Source organism: Methanosarcina sp. (assembly GCF_049706645.1).
Lineage (GTDB): Archaea > Halobacteriota > Methanosarcinia > Methanosarcinales > Methanosarcinaceae > Methanosarcina.
The window spans coordinates 94,168-118,064 of sequence record NZ_JBNAKP010000011.1 but is presented as its reverse complement, the minus strand read 5'-3'; the positions used below and the strand labels follow the sequence as shown (position 1 = coordinate 118,064).

Below are 23,897 nucleotides of genomic sequence, written 5' to 3'. Positions count from 1 at the left end.
AGTAAGTATATCCTAATAACATCAATGTAAAAACGTAAAAAAATTTACAGTGGGAAGAGAAAAACATGAAAATCCGAGTGGTTAGTTCCAGAGAAGAAATCTTTACGCTTAACCCTAATGAGCGTGTTGTTCACCTGGCTTTCAGGCCATCGAACAAGGACGTTTTGGGACTGGTTGAGACCTGCCCCAGGCTTGAGGTAATTCAGCTACCGAAATCCTACAGGCGAACGGTTTCAAAATCCATAGAAATGTTCCTTGAAATGCAGAGAATCCAGCTCATCGAAGGCGATGTCTGGGGTCACAGAAAAGATATAAACGAATATTACACCGTTCCGCCCTCAGTCACTGAAAAAATAAAGGAAATGAAATCCGAAGGTAAATCGACTGAGGATATTGAAGCAAGGGTTTCAAGGGAAAGTAAGCTTAACCCTGAACTGGTCGCTTATATCATTACCAAAGAATCCCCTGCCTGAATTCGGGCAGGTATGCTGCCAGAATTAGCTGAAGATTGAATCGCAAAAGTGTCGAATTTTTCGCGCTTTCGCAGTCTGATCTCCGGCTTAAATCTTCTTTTTAGAGAAAGGTTATGTCAGGAGGAAATCAGAAGACTTGAAAATATAATTGAGACCTACTTTTCAAGATTTCAAGAGGATTTCTATTTATTAAGTTCTTTTATTGCGCTTTTTAAGAGATTTGTAATCCGGGAAAATTGGGATCCCCAGGGTTATTTTTAAAGCTCTCTTGAAGTTGCTGTTAACATAACTGAAAACAAGCTTTACAATTTCTTCAGCGGCATTGAGGGAAATTGAGTGAAGATTCTCAGGGTTTCTTCCTTCCTGACAGGTGACGGTATATATTTCGATACTCTCTTCCATTAAGTGACGGTGTATATTTCGATGTTCTCTTCTATTTTTATATAAGCCAGCATATTACGAATTTATAGTTTTTCCCTAAGCTTAAATATCTTAAGTATTATCTCCTCAAGGATTTACGTGATTTCTAAAAAACTGATTGATCTTGGTGTGCTGGCGCTCAGGCAGCGTAATTCTCGCGGGACTTTTAAACCGCATGTTTCCATCCGGTTCAGGGATTGCGCCGGGGATTTACGCACCTTTTCCATTGATACTACCAGGACTCCGGGAAAGCATCTCCAGCCCGATGCTTATCTTATCACCCATGCCCATTCCGACCATCACGGGAAATCGGCTATGCTCTCCCCCAATGCAGTCTGTTCGGAAAAAACCGCAATGGCACTTGAAATCAGGCACGACCGAAAATATGCGGGCAGCATGTTCAGGCTTGGGGATGAAATCGAGATAGAGAATACAATGGTAAAGACCTTCCCTACGGAGCATACTGCCGGCGCGACTGCTTTTTACTGGGAAAACGATGTAGGGACAAGAATCCTTGTCACAGGGGACATCAAAGATGCAGGCGGGCTTCCTCCCTGTGACGTGCTTATTACCGAGGCCAATTATGGCGATCCGGCCGATCCCTCCTGCCATTTTTCAGATGACCTTGAGAGCATGAGAGCTGCCCTTTTTGAAAACGGGCCGGTTGCCTTTGGAGCATATGAATTTGGAAAGGCCCAGCGCGCAGTCGAGCTTATAAGAGGCTTTGGATATGACGGCGCCATCCGTATGGAGGCCAGGACAAGGGCGCTTACTCGCAGCATGCTTGAAGATGCCGGGGAACTGGCAGGTTTTGATTCTGAAGAAGGTAACGGGGTTTATGTAGTCGCTCCCTGGGACCTTGACAAGCTTCCCTGGAATATGAAAAAGTATGTGCTCAGCTGCCGCATGGATTATCCCTACCCCATAATCAGAATAAGCGACCATCTAGATGCCTGCGGGCTTGAGGACATGGTCAGGAAACTTTCTCCTGAAGTCACTCTTGTCTATCACCCCGGAGGACACAGGCCCTCAAAGTTTTCAAAACATTTAAATTCAATAGGAATCGATTCGATATCCATAGATCAGATCGGTAATGTTTTAAGCAATGAATTTATTTAAAGCTGTAAAATTCGGCTCTAATAACTTAACCTCATAATTTAATCTCATAATAATCTCATAATAATCTCATAACTTAACCTTATAACTTAACTTCAAATTAACCTCATAATTTAGTCTAGATTATCTCTTTCAACAATGTAATTTTGTTATCCAACTCAAGTAATCTTATTCAATAGTTCAGTTTCGATAATCTTATTTCAATAATTTAATTCTAATAATTTAAATATAATGATTCTAATCTGATAGCTCAGATCCGCAAATTCAGATCTTGTAATTCAGGTCTAATTTTTAACTGAGATTAGATCCTGACTACGATTACATCCCGGGAATGTTAATTGCCGTTCAGGAGAGTATACAGTTTGAGTAAACAAAATCCAAAGTCAAAGTCCAGAAGGGAACCCGCAAAAATTACAGAGGCTGCCGCAGAAAGTCCTGTAGCAAAGGTTGAGACTCCGGAGAAGAAGAGCCTGATTAAGGAAAGGACGCCTGAGGAAAAGAAAAAGGAGCACAGGGATGGGATTATAAAAACGATAGTAGCCTCAATACTTGGTACGATTGCAGGAGTTTTGGTTTTCAGCCTGTATGGGGCCGGAGAAGACAGGATCTGGTATGCCGTACTTATGATCGTTATTGGGCTTACGTATTACATACAGAAGCTTATCTATCCTCAACTCAAGATCAATACAAAGGAGTTCAAATTCAAGGACTGGTTTTACGTAGAGTTTATAGTTATGGATTTCTTCCTTGTTATCTGGACTCTCCTCCTGAACTGAAACCTTTAAATCGTCTTTCCTGAACTGCAAAAAGGCTTTCTTAAAGTTGAAGGCCTTTTATACAGGTCTGTTTATTACAGGATTCTTTATTACAGGATCTTTTACTACAGGTCTCTTTATTACAGATGGTTTATTACAGGATTTTCCTGCTTGATTTCCTGGACTCCTGTAAGATTTGTTTCTCTGTAAGACTGATTTGCCCGTTTACTTTATCAAATTTGCCCGTTTACTTAATTAAACTCCTTCGTGATTTTCATGCCTGCAATCGTCCAACGGTTCATATACCAGAGCAGGCATTTCATAACCGATACTGCTGTATATGTACAAAAATTTCTCAATAGGGCAGCGTTACATTATCATATTGCCCTGCTGTGATAATAGCTCTTTACTATAGCAAATATCAATAATAGCAAATATCAATATTGTTACGCGCCTCGCTTGAAAAATTATAGCAGGCACACATTTCATCTTATCCGATTAATCAAGGAAAAACGTAATTTTCGGGGACTATCATGAGAATAGCTATACTTAATAAAGATAGGTGTCAGCCCAGACGGTGCAGCAAAGAGTGCGAGAAATACTGCCCGAGGGTCCGGACAGGGGATGAGACTATTGTTTTTGAGGAGGACGGAAAGCCCGTCGTCTCAGAAGAACTATGCGTGGGCTGTGGGATTTGCGTTAACAAATGCCCTTTTAAAGCCATTATGATCATAGGGCTTCCTGAAGCTCTGACAGAACCCACGCACAGGTACGGGCCAAACGGTTTTGCCCTTTTCGGGCTGCCTGTGCCCAGGACAGGAAAAGTAACAGGAATTCTCGGCCCTAACGGGATAGGAAAAAGTACCTCCGTTCAAATTCTTTCAGGAGCTTTAATCCCTAACTTCGGACAGGAAAAAGGCGATTGGGATACTGTGCTTGAGCACTACGCCGGAAGCGCGCTTTACGACTATTTCAAGGCTGTAGTGGATGGGAAGGTCCGGGTTTCCCAGAAGCCCCAGTATGTGGACCTGATCCCTAAAGCTTTCAAAGGAAAAACTTCCGAACTGTTAGGAAAAACCGATGAGAGAGGAATCCTTGATGAGCTTGTCGACTACCTTGACTTAAAAAGCGTAGTCGACAGGAAAATCTCGGAGTTGAGCGGTGGGGAACTGCAGCGCGTGGCAATCGCAGCATGTGCGGCCAGGGATGCTCAGTTCTATTTCTTTGACGAAATCAGCCCCTACCTTGACATCTACCAGAGGATTAACGTTGCCCGCCTGATCCAGAAGATTTCAAAGGACAGGGCTGTACTTGTAGTAGAGCACGACCTTGCAATCCTGGACATGCTCACAGACGTAATTCACATTGCCTACGGAGAGCCTGCAGCCTTCGGTGTGGTCACTCTCCCGAAAAGTGTACGTGTTGGGATTAACCAGTACCTTAAAGGTTACCTCCCTGAAGAAAATATAAGGATCCGGCCTGACGCCATTAAATTTGAAGTCCATCCCCCAAGAGAGGACCATCAGTTAAGGTCCATGGTTACCTTTAACGGCTTTTCAAAGAAATTCGGGGATGGTTTCTCCCTGAAAGCCACAGGCGGCAGCCTTCGGGAAGGTGAGGTGCTCGGAATCGTGGGCCCGAATGGGATAGGAAAGTCGACCTTCGTAAAAGTGCTTGCAGGGGAAATCAAGGCTGGTGAAGGCGATCCCGGCATAGACGTCAAGATTTCCTATAAGCCTCAGTACATTAAGGCCGATATCCCGGTAAGCGTGCAGGACTTTCTGCGCGGGATCTCAAGGCAGTTCGGAACCAGTTACTACGAGGTCGAGATTTCGAACCCGCTGCAGCTTGAAAAGATCTATGACAGCCTGCTTACTGACCTAAGTGGCGGAGAATTGCAAAGGGTTGCTATTGCAGCCTGCCTTTCCCATGAAGCCGATCTCTATATTCTGGACGAGCCCAGCGCCCACCTGGACGTGGAACAGCGTTCCATGGTTACAAAAGTCCTCAACCGTTTTGCCGAAAGCAACCAGAAGACAGCCCTTGTTGTAGACCACGATATTTATATGATAGATCTGTTGAGCCAGCGCCTCATGGTTTTTGAAGGCAAGCCTTCGGTATACGGTGAAGCGCACGGCCCGTTCAGTATGGAAGCCGGTATGAACAAATTCCTGAAAAACCTGGGCATAACCTTCCGCAGGGATGAAGAAACAAGGCGTCCACGTGTGAATAATCTCGGCTCAAGGCTTGATCGGGAACAGAAGGAAAGTGGAAATTACTATTATTCGGCAGGTAGTTAAATTCGGCATGCAGTTAATGACGTTTGAAAAATCTCAAAAAACCGGGGTTCCCTTAACAGGAAACTCAGGTTTTTATAGAGTTTTTGCAGCAATTTTGCAGCAATTTTGCAGAGATTTTTGCAGATAAGAATTTTTCGACAATCACATGCAATCCCAAAATAGTTTTTTATCCAATGTGTGAGTTTCTGGTTTTCAATGAAGATAGAAAGTCTCGATCTGCCCGACGAAGTAAAACGGTTTTATCTCGACTCCGGGATTCTGGAACTTTATCCCCCTCAGGCCGAAGCCGTGGAAAAAGGGCTGCTTGAAGGGAGAAACCTGCTTGCTGCAATTCCGACGGCTTCAGGGAAGACCCTCCTTGCCGAGCTTGCAATGTTGAAATCCATCCGTGCAGGAGGGAAGGCACTTTATATCGTGCCTCTCCGAGCTCTTGCTTCCGAGAAATTCAGGCGGTTTCGGGAATTTTCGGAACTTGGAATAAGGGTCGGGATCTCTACAGGGGACTATGACCTGCGGGACGAAGGGCTGGGGGTGAACGATATTATCGTTGCGACATCGGAGAAAACCGATTCCCTGCTCAGGAACGAGACTGCCTGGATGCAGGAAATCTCGGTGGTTGTGGCAGATGAGGTACATCTTATTGATTCTCCGGACAGGGGGCCCACGCTTGAGGTTACCCTTGCAAAACTTCGGAAAATGAACCCTTCCTGTCAGATCCTGGCGCTGTCTGCAACTGTCGGGAACGCCGACGAACTTGCAGCCTGGCTGGAAGCCGGGCTTGTAGTTAGCGAGTGGAGGCCTACCGAACTTCTGGAGGGAGTATTCTTTAATGGGATATTCTATTGCAGGGATAGGGAAAAGCCTGTTGAGCAATCAACAAAAGACGAAGCCGTTAATCTTGCACTCGATACCCTCAGGAAGGGCGGGCAGTGCCTTGTTTTCGAAAGCAGCAGGAAAAACTGCATGGCTTTCGCAAAAAAGGCTGCTTCAACCGTTAAAAAGACCCTCTCTGCAGAAGACCGGGAATCTCTGGCAGGAATCGCAGATGAGATCCTCGAAAACAGTGAAACCGATACTTCAACGAACCTTGCGGCCTGCATTCGCTCAGGGACGGCTTTTCATCATGCAGGGCTTACCACACCTTTAAGGGAACTTGTGGAGGACGGTTTCAGGGCTGGAAAGATCAGGCTGATTTCAAGCACTCCGACTCTCGCAGCCGGGCTTAACCTGCCTGCGCGGCGTGTAATTATCCGGAGCTATCGGCGCTATTCCTCTGAAGGCGGGATGCAGCCTATTCCTGTGCTCGAGTATAAGCAGATGGCAGGCAGGGCAGGAAGGCCGAGGCTTGACCCTTACGGAGAAGCTGTGCTTGTTGCAAAATCATATGAGGAATTTGTCTTCCTTTTTGAGAATTATATCGAGGCAGACGCTGAAGATATCTGGTCCAAGCTCGGGACCGAAAACGCTCTCAGGACCCATGTACTCTCTACAATTTCCAGTGGCTTTGCACGGACAAGAGAAGAACTCATGGATTTTCTGGAGGCAACATTCTTTGCTTTTCAGTACTCGAATTTCGGGCTTTCTACGGTTGTGGATGAATGCCTGAACTTTTTGCGTCAGGAAGAGATGCTTGAGAAAACCGATGCTCTTATTTCTACAAGTTTTGGCAAACTTGTCTCAAGGCTCTATATCGATCCCCTGTCGGCCGCCCGCATTGTAAAGGGCCTGAAAGAGGCAGAAACCCTGACCGAGCTTACCCTGTTGCATCTGGTGTGCAGCACGCCTGACATGCGCCTGCTCTATATGCGGAACCAGGACTATCAGGATATAAACGATTATGTAATGGCTCATGTCAGTGAGTTCGCAAAGGTGCCCAGCCCTTTCAATATTACGGAATATGAATGGTTCCTCGGAGAAGTCAAGACCTCCCTTCTTCTGGTTGACTGGGTCCGTGAAAAATCTGAAAACGAGATCTGCTTAAAGTTCGGTATAGGGGAAGGTGACATACATGCAATTGCGGACATTGCGGAATGGATAATGCACGTCACGACCCAGCTTGCCAGGCTCCTTGAGCTCAAAGGCGCAAAAGAGGCCGCAGAACTTGAAAAACGTATCCGCTACGGGGCAGCGCCTGAACTTATGGATCTGCTCGATATCAGAGGTATAGGACGCGTTAGAGCAAGGAAACTTTATGAGGCAGGCTTCAGATCCTCAGCAGAGCTTGCAGGGGCCGATCCCGGGAAAGTGGCTGCTCTTCTGGGGCCGAAGATCGCAGACAGGATTTTTAAGCAGATAGGAAGCAGAGAGGCAGTCCCTGGAATTTTTGAGCCTGAACTTCCTGAGAAAAGTCCTTCTTCGGGGCAAAAAACAATCAATGATTATTGATTCTACCTGCCTCATTCTCTTTATCTCCTGATAGTTAAGGTCTTTTTTATGATTTTTATCTTCTATTAACTGGCTCAGTAAGGGATAAAATATTAAATGAGAGCAGGGATTTAATGGGATTGGATTATCAGGTTAACCGATTGTTTGGTTTTCGATTCAATCAATTATCGGGTTATTCGGTCTCAGATTATCGATTATGGTTATTCGGTCTCAGATTGCCGATTATCAGTCTGTACCAGAGTCAGTTTATATCAGATTAGCCAGTTTATATCAATTCCAAATTTCAATCTGTATCAGGTCCTGTCAGGTTCTTTCAGAGATGGTCATGATGTTATTCAAAAAATTGTCTGATGTTTCGGAAGCTGAAATGCAGAAATTGCTCTCCCGGGGGTCCGGGCTTGAGGATGTAGCAAAAACCGTTTCAGCCGTGCTTTCGGATGTGCGTACTAAAGGAGACGCCGCGCTCAGGGAATATACGGCTAAATTCGATAAAGTTGAACTTGCAAACTTTGAGGTGAGCGAGGAAGAGTTTGAAAAGGCCCTTTCCGGCATAAGTCCCGAACTTCTGGATCACCTTAAATCTGCAGCCGCAAACATAAAGGCTTTCCATGAAGCCCAGCTTCCGGAAACGACCTGGTTTATGGAACTCAAACCAGGGATTGTGCTGGGTCAAAAGGCAACGCCCCTGGAAAGCGTGGGTGCATATGCTCCGGGAGGACGGGCTTCCTATCCCTCGACCGTGCTCATGACTGTAATCCCTGCCAGAGTTGCAGGAGTGGAGCAGGTCATAGTTTGTACGCCTCCAAGACAGGACGGTTCCGTACACCCGCTTACACTTGCTGCCGCAAAGGTTGCGGGAGCGGATAAAGTCTTCAAACTCGGCGGCGTGCAAGCTATAGGGGCAATGGCGTATGGGACTGAAACGGTTCCGAAGGTGGACAAAATCGTAGGGCCTGGGAATGTTTTTGTCACATCTGCCAAAATGCAGATCAGGGACGTTGCAGAGATCGACTTCCCGGCAGGCCCAAGCGAGGTACTCATTATTGCAGACGAGTCGGCAGATGCCGTTATGGTCGCTTCGGACATTATAGCGCAGGCCGAGCACGATCCAAGTGCGGTCTCTATACTCATCACAGGTTCGGACAGGCTGGCAGAAGCTGTAAAAAGGGAAGTGCTTATTCAGGCTGAACAGGCTGCAAGAAGCAGCATTGTAAAGGCTTCTCTTGAAAATGCCGCAATTCTTACCGCAGATTCCCTGGAAGAATGTATTGGCTTTAGCAATAAATTTGCTCCCGAACACCTTGAGATTATGGTCTCGGACCCGGATTTCGTACTTAACAGAATTAAAAATGCAGGATCGATTTTTATAGGAAATTATTCCCCGGTTCCTGTTGGGGATTATGCTTCAGGAACCAATCACGTGCTTCCCACGGCCGGATACGCCAGACTTTATTCAGGTTTGAATATTAACCATTTTATTAAGTATTCGAGTATTCAGAAAATCAGCAAGAGTGGGCTTGAAAGTTTGAAAGAAACTATAATCGCATTAGCCGAGGAGGAGGGTTTACAGGCACATGCTGATGCTATTAGAACTCGCTTTGGGTATAAACCCTCTAAATAATATTTTGGCTAATCGATATGTATATAAAATGTAAATGCGTAAACAAAATTTGATTTTTAAATAAATGAAAATTTAATTGTTAAATAAAGAGTGGGGATACGTATGAAAATAAGAGTAGTTAGTTCACGGGAGGAAATTCCTACCCTGAATCCGAACGAGAAGGTTATCCACCTTGCTTTTAGACCATCTAACAGGGATGTATTCATGCTTGCGGAAACATGTCCGAAAATCGAAGCGATACAGCTTCCTAAGTCTTACAGAAGGACTGTTTCCAAGTCAATTGAAATGTTCCTGGAGATGCAGAAGATAAATCTCCTGGAAGGGGATGTATGGGGACACAGGAAAGACATAAACGAATATTATAATGTATCTCAGAATGTCCTGGAGAAAATTCAGGAATTAAAAGCTGACCGGTTCACCAATGAGGTTATTGCCGAAAAGCTTTCCAGGGAAAGTAAATTAAACTCGGATATGATTCTTTATATCCTGAGCAAAAGAATTGTGGATTAATCCGTTAATTCTTTCGCCATCTCTCCGGGATACACCCGAGAATAAATCCTTTTTCAGGCTGTATCCTGTGGAGATGGCGAATAGAAATAGGCATAGAAAACACAGAGACCTTGGAACAGGAGTAAATGGACATTTTTTTGAACAGGAGCAAATAGAAATAGGATCTTTAAAAAAGAATCCTTAAAACTTTCTAAAAGCTTTTCCTTAAAATGCGAATCCTTCGTTTCAGGATGGAATTCCGCATTGGAACTTCCATCTAATGTATACTTTTCTCATCTCTGGGTTTTGCAGTTTCTGGAGCAATCATTTAGCTTTTGTAGAAAACAGAGTCTTTATTCTTGCTTATTCTTGTTATTCTTGCTTATTCTTAGTTTATTCTTGAGATCTTAGTTTATTTTTAGCTCATTTAATTATTTTTAGTTTATTCTTAGCTTATTTTACTTATTGTTGGTTTATTGTTGGCTTATCCTTTGCTGTGACTCTTTTCTATTCAATCTTTCATCTTCTAACTCCCGGCTCATGTTTCATGCCTGATTTTCCGTGACATCATTTATCGAGCTCATCCCAAAACCAATTTTGTTTCTCATTTCAGTAAGAACTTCAAGGCAGTTTTCAGAATTTGAAACCCAACTGGTATTAAAATTTGAAATTCAGAGACTCAATTTTGAGTTTTGGGATAGGCTCATCGAGTCTTTCACTCTCCGGGTCATTTCCATTCTTTCCAGAGGTATTCTTCTCCACCCGAGCACAACATTCTAAAATATTTTGCAAAACTCTTTTTTTATATATATTGAGTATAGTGAAATTAATTTATAAACATTTGAGACGTAAAAACCCTGTTTTTTCTTAGTGGTTTTATTTTTGTTCTCCCATATACCTTTTTTTCAAGTATTCTAAATTCAACGGAACAAAGTCTGTAAGTATACTAGAAAATTATTTAAAGAAAGTCGTGTAACTTATTTTATTAATTCTTTAATTAAATTTTGGGTCGGGGGATCTGTATGAAAATAAGAGTTGTCAGTTCAAGAAATGAAATTCTGTCACTGAATCCAAATGAGAGGATTGTTCACCTTGCATTCAGACCGTCAAATAAAGATATTTTCCTGCTTGTTGAGACCTGTCCTAAACTGGAGGTAATCCAGCTTCCAAAATCTTACAGAAGGACTGTTTCAAGAGCCATAGAGATGTTTCTGGAAATGCAAAAGGTTGAGCTCCTGGAAGGGGATGTATGGGGGCACAGGAAAGATATTAATGAGTACTATACTGTTCCCCCTTCCGTAATTTCAAAAATAAGAAGCATGAAGGCTGAAGGCATTCCCGCTGAGAAGATTGCGGAGAAAGTAGCACAGGAAAGCAAGCTTAGTTCTAAAATGATTTCTTACATTCTGAACCGAAGAGATTTAGAGTAGAACCTCCCGAATTGCGGTTCGGCAGAGTTGCGGCTCTGCAGTGCGCCCCGAATTGCGCCTCGCCCGAATTGCGCCTCGGGAGTACGCTGCCCTTTTCGCTCACTTCGTTCGCTCAAGAGGGCTTATTTATAATAAAGATACTGAATCGAGCTCAAGAGGCTAATTTATGGTCAAGAAAAGCTACTTTTTCAACTCGTTCAGGAAGGCTGATTTACCCTAATATCGTATCGGGCTACACGCAAACTTTTTTAAAAAAAGTTTGATCAAAAGCGGTGTGGTCGGCGTGATCAAACGGCGCAACGCAAACCTTTTCAAAAAATGCTTGACCGCAACCCTTTTCAAAAAATGCTTGATCGCAAACCTTTTCAAAAAAGGTTTGATCGAAAACCCAGGCGGCGTGATCAAACGGCGCACGGTTGCAGCCCAATGGTTTCAGGGCAGCGGTTGCGGCTTTGATAAAGTTTTCTTCTTTATAGCATGAGCAATGCTGCAAGCTTGTAATTTCTTGATGTGAGGATGCCTAAGAGGCATCCTGTTAAATTCTACTTAATTTTTGTTCGTTTTTCCGGTGTTTTCAGACAAGTTCCTTGCTGAAATATTTGTCGTAGGAAGTCATGTCGAAATGCCCGTGTCCGCTGAGGTTGAAGAGGATTGTTTTCTCTTCTCCGGTTTGTTTGCATTTGAGAGCTTCATCGATTGCGCAGCGGATAGCGTGGGAAGATTCCGGAGCAGGGACTATGCCTTCGGTCCGTGCGAACTGCACACCGGCATCAAATACCGGATACTGATCATATGAAACAGCTTCAATGAGCCCTTCAGCGCAGAGTTTACTTATGATTGGGGAGTCCCCGTGGTAACGGAGGCCGCCTGCATGGATGGCAGGAGGTACATGCTTGTGTCCCAGGGTATACATTTTCAGAAGTGGGGTCATTTCTGCAGTGTCCCCGAAGTCGTACCTGTATTCTCCTTCAGTCAGGGTCGGGCAGGCTGAAGGCTCGACTGCGATTATTCTTGTATTGCCCTTTCCTTCAAGCCTATCTTTAACAAACTCAAGGCAGATTCCCGCAAGGTTACTTCCTCCTCCGCAGCAGCCTATGACTATATCAGGATAGGTTTCAACCTTCTCAAGCTGCTTTTTGCTTTCGGCCCCGATTACCGTCTGGTGGAGTATAACGTGGTTGAGCACGCTCCCGAGGGTGTATCTAGTATTCTCGTGCGCAACTGCGTCCTCTACAGCTTCACTGATTGCTATTCCCAGGCTTCCCGGGGTTTCCGGTTGCTCCTGAAGAATCTTTCTTCCAAACTCTGTGTCCGGGCTGGGTGAGGGCACAACATTTCCTCCCCAGATTGTCATCAGGGATTTTCTGTAAGGTTTCTGGTAATAGCTGGAACGGACCATATAGACTTTACACTCGAGCTCAAAATAATTGCAGGCAAGAGCTAATGCACTTCCCCACTGTCCTGCACCGGTTTCGGTTGTGAGCCTCTCGGTTCCTTCTTTCATGTTATAGTAGGCCTGGGCAATCGAGGTATTTGTCTTATGGCTGCCCGCAGGACTCACACCTTCATATTTATAGTATATTTTCGCTGGGGTTTTGAGAAGCTTTTCCAGCCTGTGAGCCCTATAAAGGGGACTGGGCCTCCAGAGTTTGTAGATCTCGAGTATCTCCCCAGGGATATCGATAAACCTTTCACCGCTCATCTCCTGTTTTATAAGAGCTTTTGCGAAAATAGGCTCAAGAGCTTCTGGACTTATAGGCTCCCATGTCCTGGGATCAAGAGGTGGCTCGATAGGTGAAGATAAGTCTGAAAGGACGTTATACCACTGCCTGGGCATTTCATTCTCGTCAAGGATTATCTTGGTCTGTTCCATAGCTTTTCTCCGTCATTCGTTTATGCACAAAATCGTACTTCGATGTATTTAAGTGTTACTTACTTTGCAGTTAAGATGTTCACGTCCCATGCATGTACTTTTGCAAAAAAAAGGGTTTCTTGAGGAAAATTGCTTATTCAAAGCAGCCTGAAAAAAGGAAAAAAGGTGAGAACCAGAAGCTTGATCCTGAGAATGTCCACTCGATTCTTAGAATGTTTACTCGACTTTAAAATGGCCGCATAGATACATAAAGTACCTTACGTAAGTACCTGCCATTTAACCGGATTTTACCTGATCTTTTCAGCAAGTTCGACAGCAAGCTTTGCCACTTCAATTGCACCTGAACCGAGTATGCGTATCATTGGTTCTTTTCCAGGGCCTCCTTTATCATAGATAACTTTCGGCACGCGACCGTATTTTTTGATTGCTTCGGTTGTGCCCCAGTCCATAGTACTGGCGTTTTCCGGTTCTGCAGCCCTGTCAAAAGAGGAAATTCCAAGCTTCATTTCCCTGCAGGCTGCAAGGGCTTCTTCGGAGTACTTTACGTTGATTGCTGCCCTTATTTCAGGATTATAGCGAAGGGAAGAGAGAATAACCCCTGCTACATGCCGGCTGGCCCCGAAATCCACACAGCCTACCGGAACTGCCCTCCCGCGATACTTTACGATTCTGCCTTCAACTGCCGCAACATCTTCGTAGCTGTCAGCTTCGGGAATAGCCATTCCTATGTTACAGCCTACTTCAGGAATAAGTTTTGGAAAATCAGGGCTGTTTTCAAGGATTAAAACAGCTTTTTTTAATTTTTTTAAGGTAAGGTAGCGCTCTTTTTCCTCCAGAATCGCTCCAAGCTGGTTTACAGGACTTACTCCCCCGCCTGCAGGCCGGCTCCTGAGGATCGCCTGCTCAACGAATTTCTTTGCTTTCCGTGAAGCCCCTTCAAGGCTTTCTCCGGAGGCTAAAAAGGCAGTCACTGCCGCAGAGTAGGTGCAGCCCGAACCGTGTGTTCCTCCTTTAACAAAAGTGCCCGGAACGCGGGTAAAAGTGTCAGAAGCAGCTTCATAGAGCAGGTCGGTGGCATCCAGGTGTCCTCCTGTAACAATAACAGCTTCGACACCCAGATCCGCGATTTTTCTGGCTGCGGTTCTTGCATCCTCAGGGGTTTTGACCGCCATGCCGGCAAGGGCGCCTGCTTCGGACGCATTGGGGGTAGTAACCCTGCAGAAGGGCAGCAGTTCCTCGATAAGGACCGAGAGTGCTTCTTTTCGCAGCAGGTCGCCTCCTGCTTCTGCAGCCATAACAGGATCCAGCACAAGGGAAAGCTCATGTTTCCTGACTTCTCTTGCAACCTCTCTTACGATTTCCGACGAGGCAAGCATGCCGGTCTTTGCCCATCGGATTTCCATATCGGTACAAACAGCTTTGATCTGGCTGGCAACAGCTTCAGGAGCTAGGTCAAAGGTCTCCAGGACTCCCGTAGTATTCTGGGCAGTCACTGATGTAATGGCGCAGGTCCCATGTACTCCAAGGGCTGCAAAGGTTTTCAAATCCGCAGCAATTCCGGCTCCTCCCCCTGAATCCGAACCTGCAATAGTCATAACAATCGGGATTTTTACTGTTAAGGGTCTTTCGGTCATGTATTTCTCTCTTTTATTAGCTCGTTTTCCTGTTTTTCTGAACTTTTTTCTGGCAATGAGGTTAATTAATTTAATATTGTGCCCTCAAAGAAAATTTTGTAAGGTTTTGATGAAATTATATGTAAAAAGTTTTCTCAGTGGGCTTAAGTAGCGTTTTACTTTCTCCTTGCAAGTATATTTGAAGAGTATTTCCATTAATATCAGGGTATTCTTAAAGAGAATTCTCTTTGATTCAGAGTATTCTTGAAGAAAATTCTGCTTGATATCAGGGCATTTTTTATATGAAAACTTAAAAAATGATATATTGCTTCGATACATTTATATATTGTATTTGCGACTTTGATGCAAATAATCAAATTTAAGCGCGGCGATCAGTTTAAATCTGGATTAACTATTTATATTGATATAGATAATGACTTGATTTATAATGTTTTAAGGGGATTGTAAGGATGGCAAACCGACCTCTGGATATTTTGAACAACGCACTGGATACACCTGTAATCGTTAGATTGAAAGGCGCACGCGAGTTTAGAGGCGAGCTGAAAGGGTACGATATTCACATGAACCTCGTGCTTGACAATGCTGAAGAGCTAAGAGAAGGAGAAGTCGTAAGCAAGTTCAGCAGTGTCGTTATTCGCGGTGACAACGTGGTATACGTATCTCCGTAATCTATATCAAGCACTTCATCTATTATCGTTAAACCTCGGTGAGCAACAGGACTTATTGTGACTGGCCGCAGAGAGTAAATTCAGAAAAACAGAATCGCTTCAGACTATTGAATATTGCTCTAATAAATTGATTTTTTATCAGGAGATTTAGGAATGAGTAAAGGTACGGCATCAATGGGAAAAAGGCAGAAACGCACGCACGCCAAATGCAGGCGCTGCGGCAGTGTTTCTTTAAACGTGCATACAAAACAGTGTACTTCATGCGGCTTTGGAAAAACATCTCGCATGAGAACTTACAAGTGGCAGGCAAAGTGCAAGTATTAAATCTGTCTGTTCCACTTTTTCTATTTTTTACCTGCACCGGAGGTCAAAATTGAAAGAAGAATGCGGCGTTGCAGGCATAATTCTACCAGGCGACAGGCCCCAATCCAATACTGTTGCATTCAAACTGTATTACGCCCTGTATGCCCTCCAGCACAGAGGACAGGAATCCACTGGCATAATGGTATATGACGGTACGTCTCCTCATTCCATCAAAGGCATGGGTCTTGTCCCTGACGTGTATAACAAGGATTCTCTGGGACGTCTGATCGGGAATGTAGGAGTAGGGCATGTCCGTTACTCAACTACCGGAGGATCAAAAATCGAAAACTGCCAGCCCTTTGTCTTGAATTTCAAGGGCGGAACAGTTGCAATTGCCCATAACGGGAACTTGGTTAATGCCAAAGCCCTCAAGGACGAACTGGAATGCGAAGGCCGCATCTTTATCAGTGATTCCGATACCGAGGTCATTGGTCACCTTCTCGTCAAAGAGCTGATAAGACACGAGCCTGTAGACTCGATAAGGAATGTCATGCGCAAGCTTGTCGGTTCTTATTCTCTGGTTATCCATATTGACGGCACTCTATACGCCGTGCGGGATCCTTTCGGATTCAAGCCGCTCTGTTTCGGAGAAGTCGATGGCGGGTACGGGATTTTCTCAGAAAGTGTAGCCCTTGATACTCTCAACGGCACCCTTCTCAGGGATGTGCGGCCAGGCGAGGTAATGGTCTTTGCAGATGACGGTTTTGAAAGCTACCAGATAGGATGCGAGCCTCATCCTGCACATTGCGTGTTCGAGTTCATTTACTTTGCAAGGCCCGATTCCGTTATTGACGGAAAACTGGTCTATAAAGTGCGGGAAAATATCGGACGGGAACTCGCCAGAGAGCATCAGGTGGACGCTGATATTGTTTCTCCTGTTCCGGACTCCGGGATTACGTCGGCAATCGGCTATGCCAGGGAATCAGGCGTCAAATACCTTGAAGGCCTGATGAAGAACCGTTACATAGGGCGTACATTTATCCTGCCTGGCCAGGAACTGCGTGAAACCGCAGTCCGGCTCAAGATGAATGCCATCCACGATAACGTTAAAGGCAAACGTGTGGTTCTGGTTGACGACAGCATCGTCCGGGGTACAACCTCCAGGCGGATTATAGATATGGTCCGCAGGTCAGGCGCGTCAGAAATTCATGCAAGGGTGGGAAGTCCTGCAATTATTGCTCCCTGCTACCTGGGTATAGATATGGCTACCCGGCAGGAACTTATTGCTTCGTATAAAACCATAAAAGAGGTCGAAAGCCTTATTAATGCGGATTCCCTCGGATACCTGAGTATTGACGGACTCATGCGGGCTCTGGAGTGCGATAAGAACGATATGTGCATTGGCTGCCTCACAGGTGAGTACCCTGTGGAAATCCCGGGAGAAAACTGCAGAAGGAAGCAGACACGTCTGGACGATTTTAATAATCCGGAAAGTTCCCGAATGGCTTCAAGTAATTAATAAGGAACTTTCTTCACTATTCTTTTTGATTGCTTTCCATTTATTTCTTAACGCGCTAAACCCCTAAAAGCGTAATATTTACTGTCCTGTTTCTTGGCCCGTCCATTTCGGCAAAAAAGATTCTTTGCCAGGTCCCAGGCTCAAGCTTTCCTTCCGAAATAGGGAGGGCCTCGCTTGCTCCAGGCAGTACTGCCCTGAGATGGGAGTCGGCATTGTTATCTATGCGGTCGTGCCTGTACCCTATGCCTGTAGGCACCAGTTTAGTACCCAGGATATCTTCTTTTAGCCCGCTTTCGTTTGGAACTTAAGTTCCAAAAATATATCCATATTCTTTAATTTAGGACCCGCTTAAATTACAAAATCAAGCACTTTCGGCGTTGTGACCTTTTTAGTATTTTCGACGGCTGGGAATTTAATGCTATTGATTTCTCAGTTCAACCGCGTAAGTCCTATCCTTGATAAAGAGCTTTTTTGAGAATTAGTAATAAGTTGTTTTAAATTTAATAGTTTATATATTTATATAACACGGCTTCGCCTTCAGCCGAATACAAAGGCGAGAAATTGAACTGATATCATAGAAGAAATCCTATCTCAAAGATACATTGATTATGGATATTTGTTGCAGCCGCTCCGAACCGGTGCTTTAAATGAAGAAGCGATGCGCTCCAGTCAGCTCCAGTACAAAGGTTCTTCCCAAATACGGGTTAATCGAGGGTGAGCCTGTAAATATTCAATGAATTTCATCAGTGCATTTCCAAATAGAAGAGACCCCTTCTTTGTGGGGGGAGGCTGTCTCCTCTTTGGCTCTGGTTTGTTTTGCATGTGCAAAAATATCATGGAAGAGAAATCCTGTGGTTCAGGATGAATAAGTCTCTTTAGTTGAGCCTATACCTGTATCTGGTAGCAGGCAGTAGTGATAAGATCCAAGTGAATATAGGGAGATGGAAATATGGAGCAACCAATTGGTACTGAGTCCAGAACGGAGTCAAAAGTATCGCAGGCACCCTGGTGGTCTGTACTTCTGGAGGGGATTATTGCTATTGTTATAGGTATATTCCTCTTATACGAGCCTATAGCAACCACTATTCTGTTAATACAACTCCTGGCCATTTTCTGGCTGGCAGAAGGAATTCTTTCTGTTATAGGAGCGCTGATGTTTACGAAGGACGGGAAATGGAAGCTGCTTTCAGGTATTTTGAGCATTATTGCAGGAGTTGTCATACTGATGTATCCTATCATCAGTCCTTACATAGTTCTTAAGTTTCTCGTTGTCTTCATAGGAGCATTAGCTATTGTCAATGGTGCTGTAGTACTTGCCTCAGCAATTAAAGGGGGAGGATGGGGTACGGGAATCTTTGGTGTCCTTACCATAATCCTTGGTTTGCTCCTGCTAACTAACTCTCTGGCAGGAGTCCTGATCCTACCCTGGATATTCGGGTTTTTCCTTGTTATCGGGGGAGTTGGAGCAGTTATCTGGGGAATAAAAATACGAGCTTGAATACGGAATTTCGCAGGACAAAAAGAGGAGATTTATTCTGGAGCCTATTCCAAAACTAATATTATATTGAAAGTATAAATTTATATTTAAATTTATATTTATGTCGTTTTGTGAAATTGATGGCGTTCTATGGAAATCCATATAACCTTATCTTCCTCCACAGAAACCACATACAGGCAGGCCACATGCAGATATGCGAAATTTAACGAACGGTATTTTGGAGTTGTATTGTTAGCAGCAGTAATGAGGTTAAATCAAGTTTTGGGATGAGCTCCTAATTAAACCAGAGTTTTTATTTTCCAGATTTATGCTTCCCTGGGAAACACTCCAGAAAGCTCAGGATTTTTGAAGTCTGGACGGATTTGCGATCTCTTAAGAGAAAACCATGTAAAACTGGTTCCAGGGGTTTTTGTGGGACTATTTCCTTCATTTTCGCTACCTTTTCGTTCGATTTTTTAATTCCATATTGATTATTCGACGGCTTACGGTAGCTCATTACCGATCTATCTTATTTAAATCTTTCCCACGTTATCTGCTTTTCATATTTTTTAGGCTTTAAAACACAGATTCCAGCTTCACAGCATTTGCTTTTCGGTGTCCTGTGGAATCAAGTTCCTTTAAAGTTTCATTCAGGGACAGAAGGAATTCAGTTTTGAGCTTCTCGGTCAGTCGCTCAGGGTCTATGCTTCTGAAACAGGCAGGAGTTCCTTTTTTAACTTCCACATATCCTTTTTTCGCCATCCTTTCCAGCACAGAATAAATCTTTGGTCTCGGCACATGGGTAAATTCATGGATTTCCCTTGCTGTAGCTTCGTTCAAGCTCAGGAGTCCGACATAAATTTTTGCCTCATTTTCCGTAAACCCCAGTTTCTTGAGCTTGCCTATTAATTCAGTGTGCATTGCAGGCCTCCTATACGATTTTTTTGTTCAGGCGGTCTCATCAAGCTTCTTCAGCGTTGCAAGCATTGTTTTCAGGCTTTCCTGGTATGCAAGAATGTCCTCTTCATCCAGCCTTCTGAAAATCTCTGAGGTATTTTTTTCGAGTTCCCCCACAAACCATTCCCTGTAAGCTTTACCCTTTTCGGTAAGGGAAATCAGGGTTTTTCTCCGGTCCTCGGGATCTCCTTTCCTGCAGACAAGCCCCTCTCTTTCCAGAGCATCGATCATGCTTGTCAGGCTTCCCTTCTGAAGATCAAGGCACTTTCCGAGCGTTGTAGGCATAATATTATCTATTGCCCCGATGATCATAATGGCTCGGTTCTGATTTTTATTCAGGTTATACGGGCTATTTCCGGTTTGGTGAAAAATTCTGGCAAAGTTTTTATGAAACAGGTGAATCATTTCGAACTGGAGTTTTACTGTTTCTTTTATTCTATCTTCCTTCATTGGTATCACATTCCGGGCTTTTCGGGCGATAAGATGAAAGGAACTCAAAATAAATTTTCAAATTAAAATTTATATAATGAGTCTTGAGCCTGGTGTTTCTGACCCTATCTTCCGAATCATATTGTTCATTATCTTACTATTCAGTTATCTAATTGTTTGATTTCTTACTAACTAAATCTGAATTCTATTTATATTTTATGATTCCGGTGGGTCATTACTTTCAGTAAAGTTATCAGTTTTTTAAACTTTTATCCGTGTTCAGCAGGCATTTCAGGTAGATCCGCACCCACACAAAAGTAATCATTGAACCAATCACCGTACCCGCAACAAGCCCCCACCACACGCCAGGAAGCCCCCAACCAAACTCATAGGCAAAGAGCAAAGAAAAAAGGGGAGTCATAACCAGACTTCTTAGAAGAGTAGCAATGAGAGCGCTTGTACCTTTTCCTGCACCCTGGAAAAGGGAGGCCGAGAGCATTCCAAAGACGACCGCGGGATAGAAAACTGCCATAATTCTCAGGAGTCTTGTCAGTTCAGAGGCGATCCGGGCTGTACCCTCACTTTCTGTAAAGACTGCGGCAATCTCAGGAGCAAAGAAGTATACTATAACTGCAATTATTGTTTCTACGAGAAAGCCGATCTGAATCGCATAAATAAGGGCACTCTGAGCTTTTTTGAAGTTCCTTTCCCCGAAAGCAGCCCCACTAATCGAGACTAAGGATATTGAAATTCCTATTAAGGGAGCAACTGCTATACCTACCACTCTCCAGGCTGTAGCGTATACTGCAACTCCGTCCGTATTGCTGATAGTTACGATGATATAATTCATTATAAGGGCTGTTAATGCCAGGGCAAACTGTTCAAACGAGGAGGGTATTCCGACCCTGAAGATATCCCTTACAATTGCTTTGTCGAATTTGAAGGAATTGAATCTGAAAGCTACATAGGTATCTTTTTTGATGAAAAACCAGTAAAACATCAACAGTCCTGAACTGGCATACGAGACTACTGTCGCCAGGGCAGCCCCCGCAATCCCAAGCCCCAGGAGATATATAAAAATTGGGTCAAGCACTACATTCAGACCTGAACCCAGAATCATAGCTTGCATGGATCTTTTTGAATCGCCCTCGCTTCTCAGGATGGCATTTGCAACGTTTGTAAAGAAGAAAACGAAACTGCCTGCGAAGTTTACCCTTGCATAAGCAACTCCGAGGGCTGTAGTTTCTCCGGCGCCACTATACATGAAAAGGTCTCTTACAAGGGAAAGTCCGAGAACCGTAAGGGCAACCGTAAGGATAAGCATTATCACGAAGATGTGCACTGCAACATTGTCCACACCTGCTTTATCTCTGGCTCCTATCCGCCTGGAAATTGCAGCTCCACCTCCGACTCCTATCCCTCCGGTCAGCGCCATCTGGATCATAAAAAAAGGGACGGAAAATCCTACAGCAGCAAGAGCATCAGCCCCAAGCCCGGAAACCCAGAAGGTATCAGTCAGGCTATATATAATCTGTATTGACATTGCAACTATGATAGGGATTGAGAGCTTGACAATGGCTTTTCTGGGATCACCGAGGAGGATATTCACCCCTTCCGTAGTTTTTTGAAGGATTCCTTCTCTCTGGTCCCTGCTTTCCCCAGGGCATTCTTTGGTATCCTCGCTTCCGGTTAATGGTTTCCTGTTCATTTTCTCCCGCCGTTTTTCTCCCGTTGCCTTTAAATTTCAGCGCCTTTTGTCTGTTCTTTTCTGGTCTCTTCTGCCTTTAATATTTCCTTAATTCCCGGGTTCCTTTTCATTTCTATCCAGACTGAACACGGTGAAGCAAATTACTTCTGGGAAAACATATATTTATGAGCAGAATTATGCTTACAGGTAAGTAAAAATGCGAAAAATAAGTTGATTAGAAATTGATTTAACATACAAAATAATAATTTTCAGCACAAACATACATAATATTTATTATATCGAATTAAATAATAAAGCTTGCAAAAATTCAAATAAATAGGTAAACTTTAAATGAAAATGATAAATCCCTAGCCGGTCAAAAGTTATATAAGTCTCCTTGGTTTTTTACTCTTTTTTTAACGCGAAAAATTGCAACTTGAATAAATCTGCAACTTATATACGATGTTCATTGATATCACGTTCATTGGTTCAGAGCCTTATGAAAACATTCATCCAAACTATTACAAAACACAGAGAGTAAACTATGTCTAACAATAATTTTAGAGGAATACTGAACTCTATGGGACTTGTATTCGGAGATATCGGAACAAGTCCCATATACACCCTGACAGTTATCTTTCTTCTCACAAGACCTACATATACTCACGTAATAGGAGTTTTATCTTTAATTATCTGGACACTTATTATACTTGTGACTCTGGAATACGCCTGGCTTGCAATGAGTCTGGGTAAAAAAGGGGAAGGAGGTACAATAGTCTTAAAAGAGCTGCTTCTCCCACTTCTTAAATCGGGTAGAAGTGTAGCTTTTGTTACATTGTTAGCCTATATAGGGACATCTTTTCTTATGGGCGACGGAGTAATTACGCCTGCCATAAGTATATTGAGCGCTGTCGAGGGACTGCGGATTATTCCTGAGTTCGAAAATATAGGACAGGGCGTTATTGTGCTTATTGCTGGCGCAATTGCGATAGCACTTTTCTCAATTCAGAGTAAGGGAATAGAAAAAATTACCTGGGTTTTCGGGCCTATAATGGTTTTATGGTTTGCAGCCATTGCATTTTCAGGCATTGCTTCTATTTTCTATACTCCGGCTGTGCTTAAAGCCATCAATCCTTATTATGCTATCAGTTTTCTTATGGATACCGGAATTACGGGATTTTTTGTATTATCCGAAGTAATTCTGTGTGCTACAGGCGGTGAAGCGTTATATGCCGATATGGGACACCTGGGAAGAGAGCCGATTTTAAAAGCCTGGAGATTTGTATTCATAGCACTGGTTTTAAATTATCTGGGACAGGGTGCATTTCTTATACGGAACCCGGATTCCAGAAATGTATTATTCGAAATGATAAATCAGCAGGCAAACCTGATATATATTCCATTTCTTATCCTGAGCATTGCAGCTACAATTATCGCTTCTCAGGCAATGATAAGCGGCATGTTCTCCATTGTATATCAGGGAATAACGACCCGGGTAATGCCAATGCTAAAGATTGATTATACATCCGGGGTATTAAAGTCACAGATCTACATAAGTACGGTAAACTGGTTGCTTCTAATCGCTGTATTATTCATGATGCTTTTGTTTAAAGAATCGAGTAACCTTGCAGCTGCATACGGATTGGCAGTTACGGGAACCATGTCGATTACAGGCATACTGATGACCTCGATATTTTATTACAGAAAGCATATGACTAAAGCTGTTATTTCGCTATTTATAACATTTATTGACCTGGTATTCCTTCTCTCAAACAGCTATAAAATCCCGCACGGAGGCTACTGGTCCATTATTATAGCACTTTTTATCTTCTCCCTTATAATTATCTACACATCGGGACAAAAGAAACTTTATGAGCTGATGAAGCTGATGAAGGGAGAGGAATTTCTTGAAAAATATAATCAATTATACGCTACTCAAAATAAAATCACAGGGACTGCTCTTTTCTTTACACGAGATATCGATAAAGTTCCCCAATATATTTCCCATGTAATGTTTAAAAATAACATTATTTACGAAAATAATATTTTTATTTCAATTATCAAGTCTGACAGTCCTTTTGGAGTAGAAAGCTCGTTTACAAAAGAACTGGCAAAAGGATTGAGAGTATTCGAAATAAAGATGGGATATATGGAGATCGTCGATGTCGAACAAATTCTGAAAGACGAGGGCATTTATGAAAAAACAATTTTTTATGGAGTAGAAGATATATTTACTAATAATCTAATATGGAAAATCTTCTCCATAATTAAAAAGGTTTCCCCCTCGTTTGTCCAGTTTTACAGGCTCCCTACTGACGAACTTCATGGGGTCATGACAAGGTTCGAAATGTGAAAAGGAAA

Annotated in this window: 20 protein-coding genes and 1 pseudogene; 14 read left to right on the top strand and 7 right to left on the bottom strand. The window is 43.4% G+C overall.

Going from position 1 to position 23,897, the window contains the following annotated elements:
• Positions 1-65 precede the first annotated feature (65 nt).
• Positions 66-473, top strand: coding sequence for a DUF1699 family protein (locus tag ACPK8D_RS04885; protein WP_424716725.1), 408 nt, complete (start codon positions 66-68; stop codon positions 471-473).
• Positions 474-662: 189 nt separating this feature from the next.
• Here the strand turns inward: ACPK8D_RS04885 and ACPK8D_RS04880 are convergent, their stop codons facing one another.
• Positions 663-875 (bottom strand): hypothetical protein, encoded by a 213-nt coding sequence (locus tag ACPK8D_RS04880; RefSeq protein WP_424716724.1) that lies wholly within the window; start codon positions 873-875, stop codon positions 663-665.
• Between the two features lie 117 nt (positions 876-992).
• Here ACPK8D_RS04880 and ACPK8D_RS04875 point away from each other — a divergent pair, with 117 nt between their 5' ends.
• The 8 genes from ACPK8D_RS04875 to ACPK8D_RS04840 all read left to right on the top strand — a co-directional run bounded on the left by ACPK8D_RS04875 (position 993) and on the right by ACPK8D_RS04840 (position 11,470).
• Positions 993-2,012 carry an MBL fold metallo-hydrolase gene (locus tag ACPK8D_RS04875; RefSeq protein WP_424716723.1) on the top strand — a complete coding sequence of 340 codons (1,020 nt, stop codon included), beginning with the start codon at positions 993-995 and terminating at the stop codon, positions 2,010-2,012.
• A 359-nt stretch (positions 2,013-2,371) separates the two neighbouring features.
• Complete coding sequence (locus tag ACPK8D_RS04870; protein WP_424716722.1) at positions 2,372-2,785, top strand: hypothetical protein; 414 nt, start codon at positions 2,372-2,374, stop codon at positions 2,783-2,785.
• Positions 2,786-3,297: 512 nt separating this feature from the next.
• Positions 3,298-5,064, top strand: coding sequence for a ribosome biogenesis/translation initiation ATPase RLI (locus ACPK8D_RS04865; protein WP_424716721.1), 1,767 nt, complete (start codon positions 3,298-3,300; stop codon positions 5,062-5,064).
• Between the two features lie 195 nt (positions 5,065-5,259).
• Positions 5,260-7,449: an ATP-dependent DNA helicase gene (locus ACPK8D_RS04860; RefSeq protein WP_424716720.1), complete on the top strand. Its 2,190-nt coding sequence runs from the start codon at positions 5,260-5,262 to the stop codon at positions 7,447-7,449.
• 319 nt (positions 7,450-7,768) lie between these two features.
• Complete coding sequence (gene hisD / locus ACPK8D_RS04855; protein ID WP_424716719.1) at positions 7,769-9,070, top strand: histidinol dehydrogenase; 1,302 nt, start codon at positions 7,769-7,771, stop codon at positions 9,068-9,070.
• A 102-nt stretch (positions 9,071-9,172) separates the two neighbouring features.
• Positions 9,173-9,580: a DUF1699 family protein gene (locus ACPK8D_RS04850; RefSeq protein ID WP_424716718.1), complete on the top strand. Its 408-nt coding sequence runs from the start codon at positions 9,173-9,175 to the stop codon at positions 9,578-9,580.
• Between the two features lie 1,001 nt (positions 9,581-10,581).
• Positions 10,582-10,989: a DUF1699 family protein gene (locus ACPK8D_RS04845; protein WP_424716717.1), complete on the top strand. Its 408-nt coding sequence runs from the start codon at positions 10,582-10,584 to the stop codon at positions 10,987-10,989.
• A 259-nt stretch (positions 10,990-11,248) separates the two neighbouring features.
• Positions 11,249-11,470 carry a hypothetical protein gene (locus ACPK8D_RS04840; protein ID WP_424716716.1) on the top strand — a complete coding sequence of 74 codons (222 nt, stop codon included), beginning with the start codon at positions 11,249-11,251 and terminating at the stop codon, positions 11,468-11,470.
• A 93-nt stretch (positions 11,471-11,563) separates the two neighbouring features.
• Here ACPK8D_RS04840 and ACPK8D_RS04835 read toward each other — a convergent pair whose 3' ends face one another.
• Positions 11,564-12,862 (bottom strand): TrpB-like pyridoxal phosphate-dependent enzyme, encoded by a 1,299-nt coding sequence (locus ACPK8D_RS04835; RefSeq protein WP_424716715.1) that lies wholly within the window; start codon positions 12,860-12,862, stop codon positions 11,564-11,566.
• A 287-nt stretch (positions 12,863-13,149) separates the two neighbouring features.
• Complete coding sequence (gene thiD, locus ACPK8D_RS04830; RefSeq protein WP_424716714.1) at positions 13,150-14,496, bottom strand: bifunctional hydroxymethylpyrimidine kinase/phosphomethylpyrimidine kinase; 1,347 nt, start codon at positions 14,494-14,496, stop codon at positions 13,150-13,152.
• 449 nt (positions 14,497-14,945) lie between these two features.
• Between thiD and ACPK8D_RS04825 the strand changes: the two genes are divergently transcribed.
• The 3 genes from ACPK8D_RS04825 to purF all read left to right on the top strand — a co-directional run bounded on the left by ACPK8D_RS04825 (position 14,946) and on the right by purF (position 16,986).
• Positions 14,946-15,164, top strand: coding sequence for an LSm family protein (locus ACPK8D_RS04825; protein WP_011032293.1), 219 nt, complete (start codon positions 14,946-14,948; stop codon positions 15,162-15,164).
• A gap of 153 nt (positions 15,165-15,317) precedes the next feature.
• Complete coding sequence (locus tag ACPK8D_RS04820) at positions 15,318-15,488, top strand: 50S ribosomal protein L37e (protein WP_011032294.1); 171 nt, start codon at positions 15,318-15,320, stop codon at positions 15,486-15,488.
• 49 nt (positions 15,489-15,537) lie between these two features.
• A complete protein-coding gene (gene purF / locus ACPK8D_RS04815; RefSeq protein ID WP_424716713.1) occupies positions 15,538-16,986 on the top strand; it encodes an amidophosphoribosyltransferase in 1,449 nt (482 codons plus the stop codon).
• 55 nt (positions 16,987-17,041) lie between these two features.
• Here purF and ACPK8D_RS04810 read toward each other — a convergent pair.
• Positions 17,042-17,266: pseudogene (locus tag ACPK8D_RS04810) on the bottom strand (secondary thiamine-phosphate synthase enzyme YjbQ); the annotation flags it as partial.
• A 669-nt stretch (positions 17,267-17,935) separates the two neighbouring features.
• Here ACPK8D_RS04810 and ACPK8D_RS04805 point away from each other — a divergent pair.
• The gene (locus ACPK8D_RS04805; protein WP_424716712.1) at positions 17,936-18,484 is read left to right on the top strand and encodes an HdeD family acid-resistance protein; all 549 of its coding nucleotides are present in this window, start codon (positions 17,936-17,938) and stop codon (positions 18,482-18,484) included.
• Positions 18,485-19,039: 555 nt separating this feature from the next.
• Here ACPK8D_RS04805 and ACPK8D_RS04800 read toward each other — a convergent pair.
• The 3 genes from ACPK8D_RS04800 to ACPK8D_RS04790 all read right to left on the bottom strand — a co-directional run bounded on the left by ACPK8D_RS04800 (position 19,040) and on the right by ACPK8D_RS04790 (position 21,557).
• Entirely contained in the window at positions 19,040-19,384 is a 345-nt protein-coding gene (locus ACPK8D_RS04800) for a TrmB family transcriptional regulator (protein ID WP_424716711.1), read from the bottom strand.
• A 27-nt stretch (positions 19,385-19,411) separates the two neighbouring features.
• Positions 19,412-19,870, bottom strand: coding sequence for a MarR family winged helix-turn-helix transcriptional regulator (locus ACPK8D_RS04795; protein WP_424716710.1), 459 nt, complete (start codon positions 19,868-19,870; stop codon positions 19,412-19,414).
• A 232-nt stretch (positions 19,871-20,102) separates the two neighbouring features.
• Positions 20,103-21,557: an MATE family efflux transporter gene (locus ACPK8D_RS04790; protein ID WP_424716709.1), complete on the bottom strand. Its 1,455-nt coding sequence runs from the start codon at positions 21,555-21,557 to the stop codon at positions 20,103-20,105.
• A 523-nt stretch (positions 21,558-22,080) separates the two neighbouring features.
• Here ACPK8D_RS04790 and ACPK8D_RS04785 point away from each other — a divergent pair.
• A complete protein-coding gene (locus tag ACPK8D_RS04785; RefSeq protein WP_424716708.1) occupies positions 22,081-23,889 on the top strand; it encodes a KUP/HAK/KT family potassium transporter in 1,809 nt (602 codons plus the stop codon).
• The last annotated feature ends 8 nt before the right edge of the window (positions 23,890-23,897 follow it).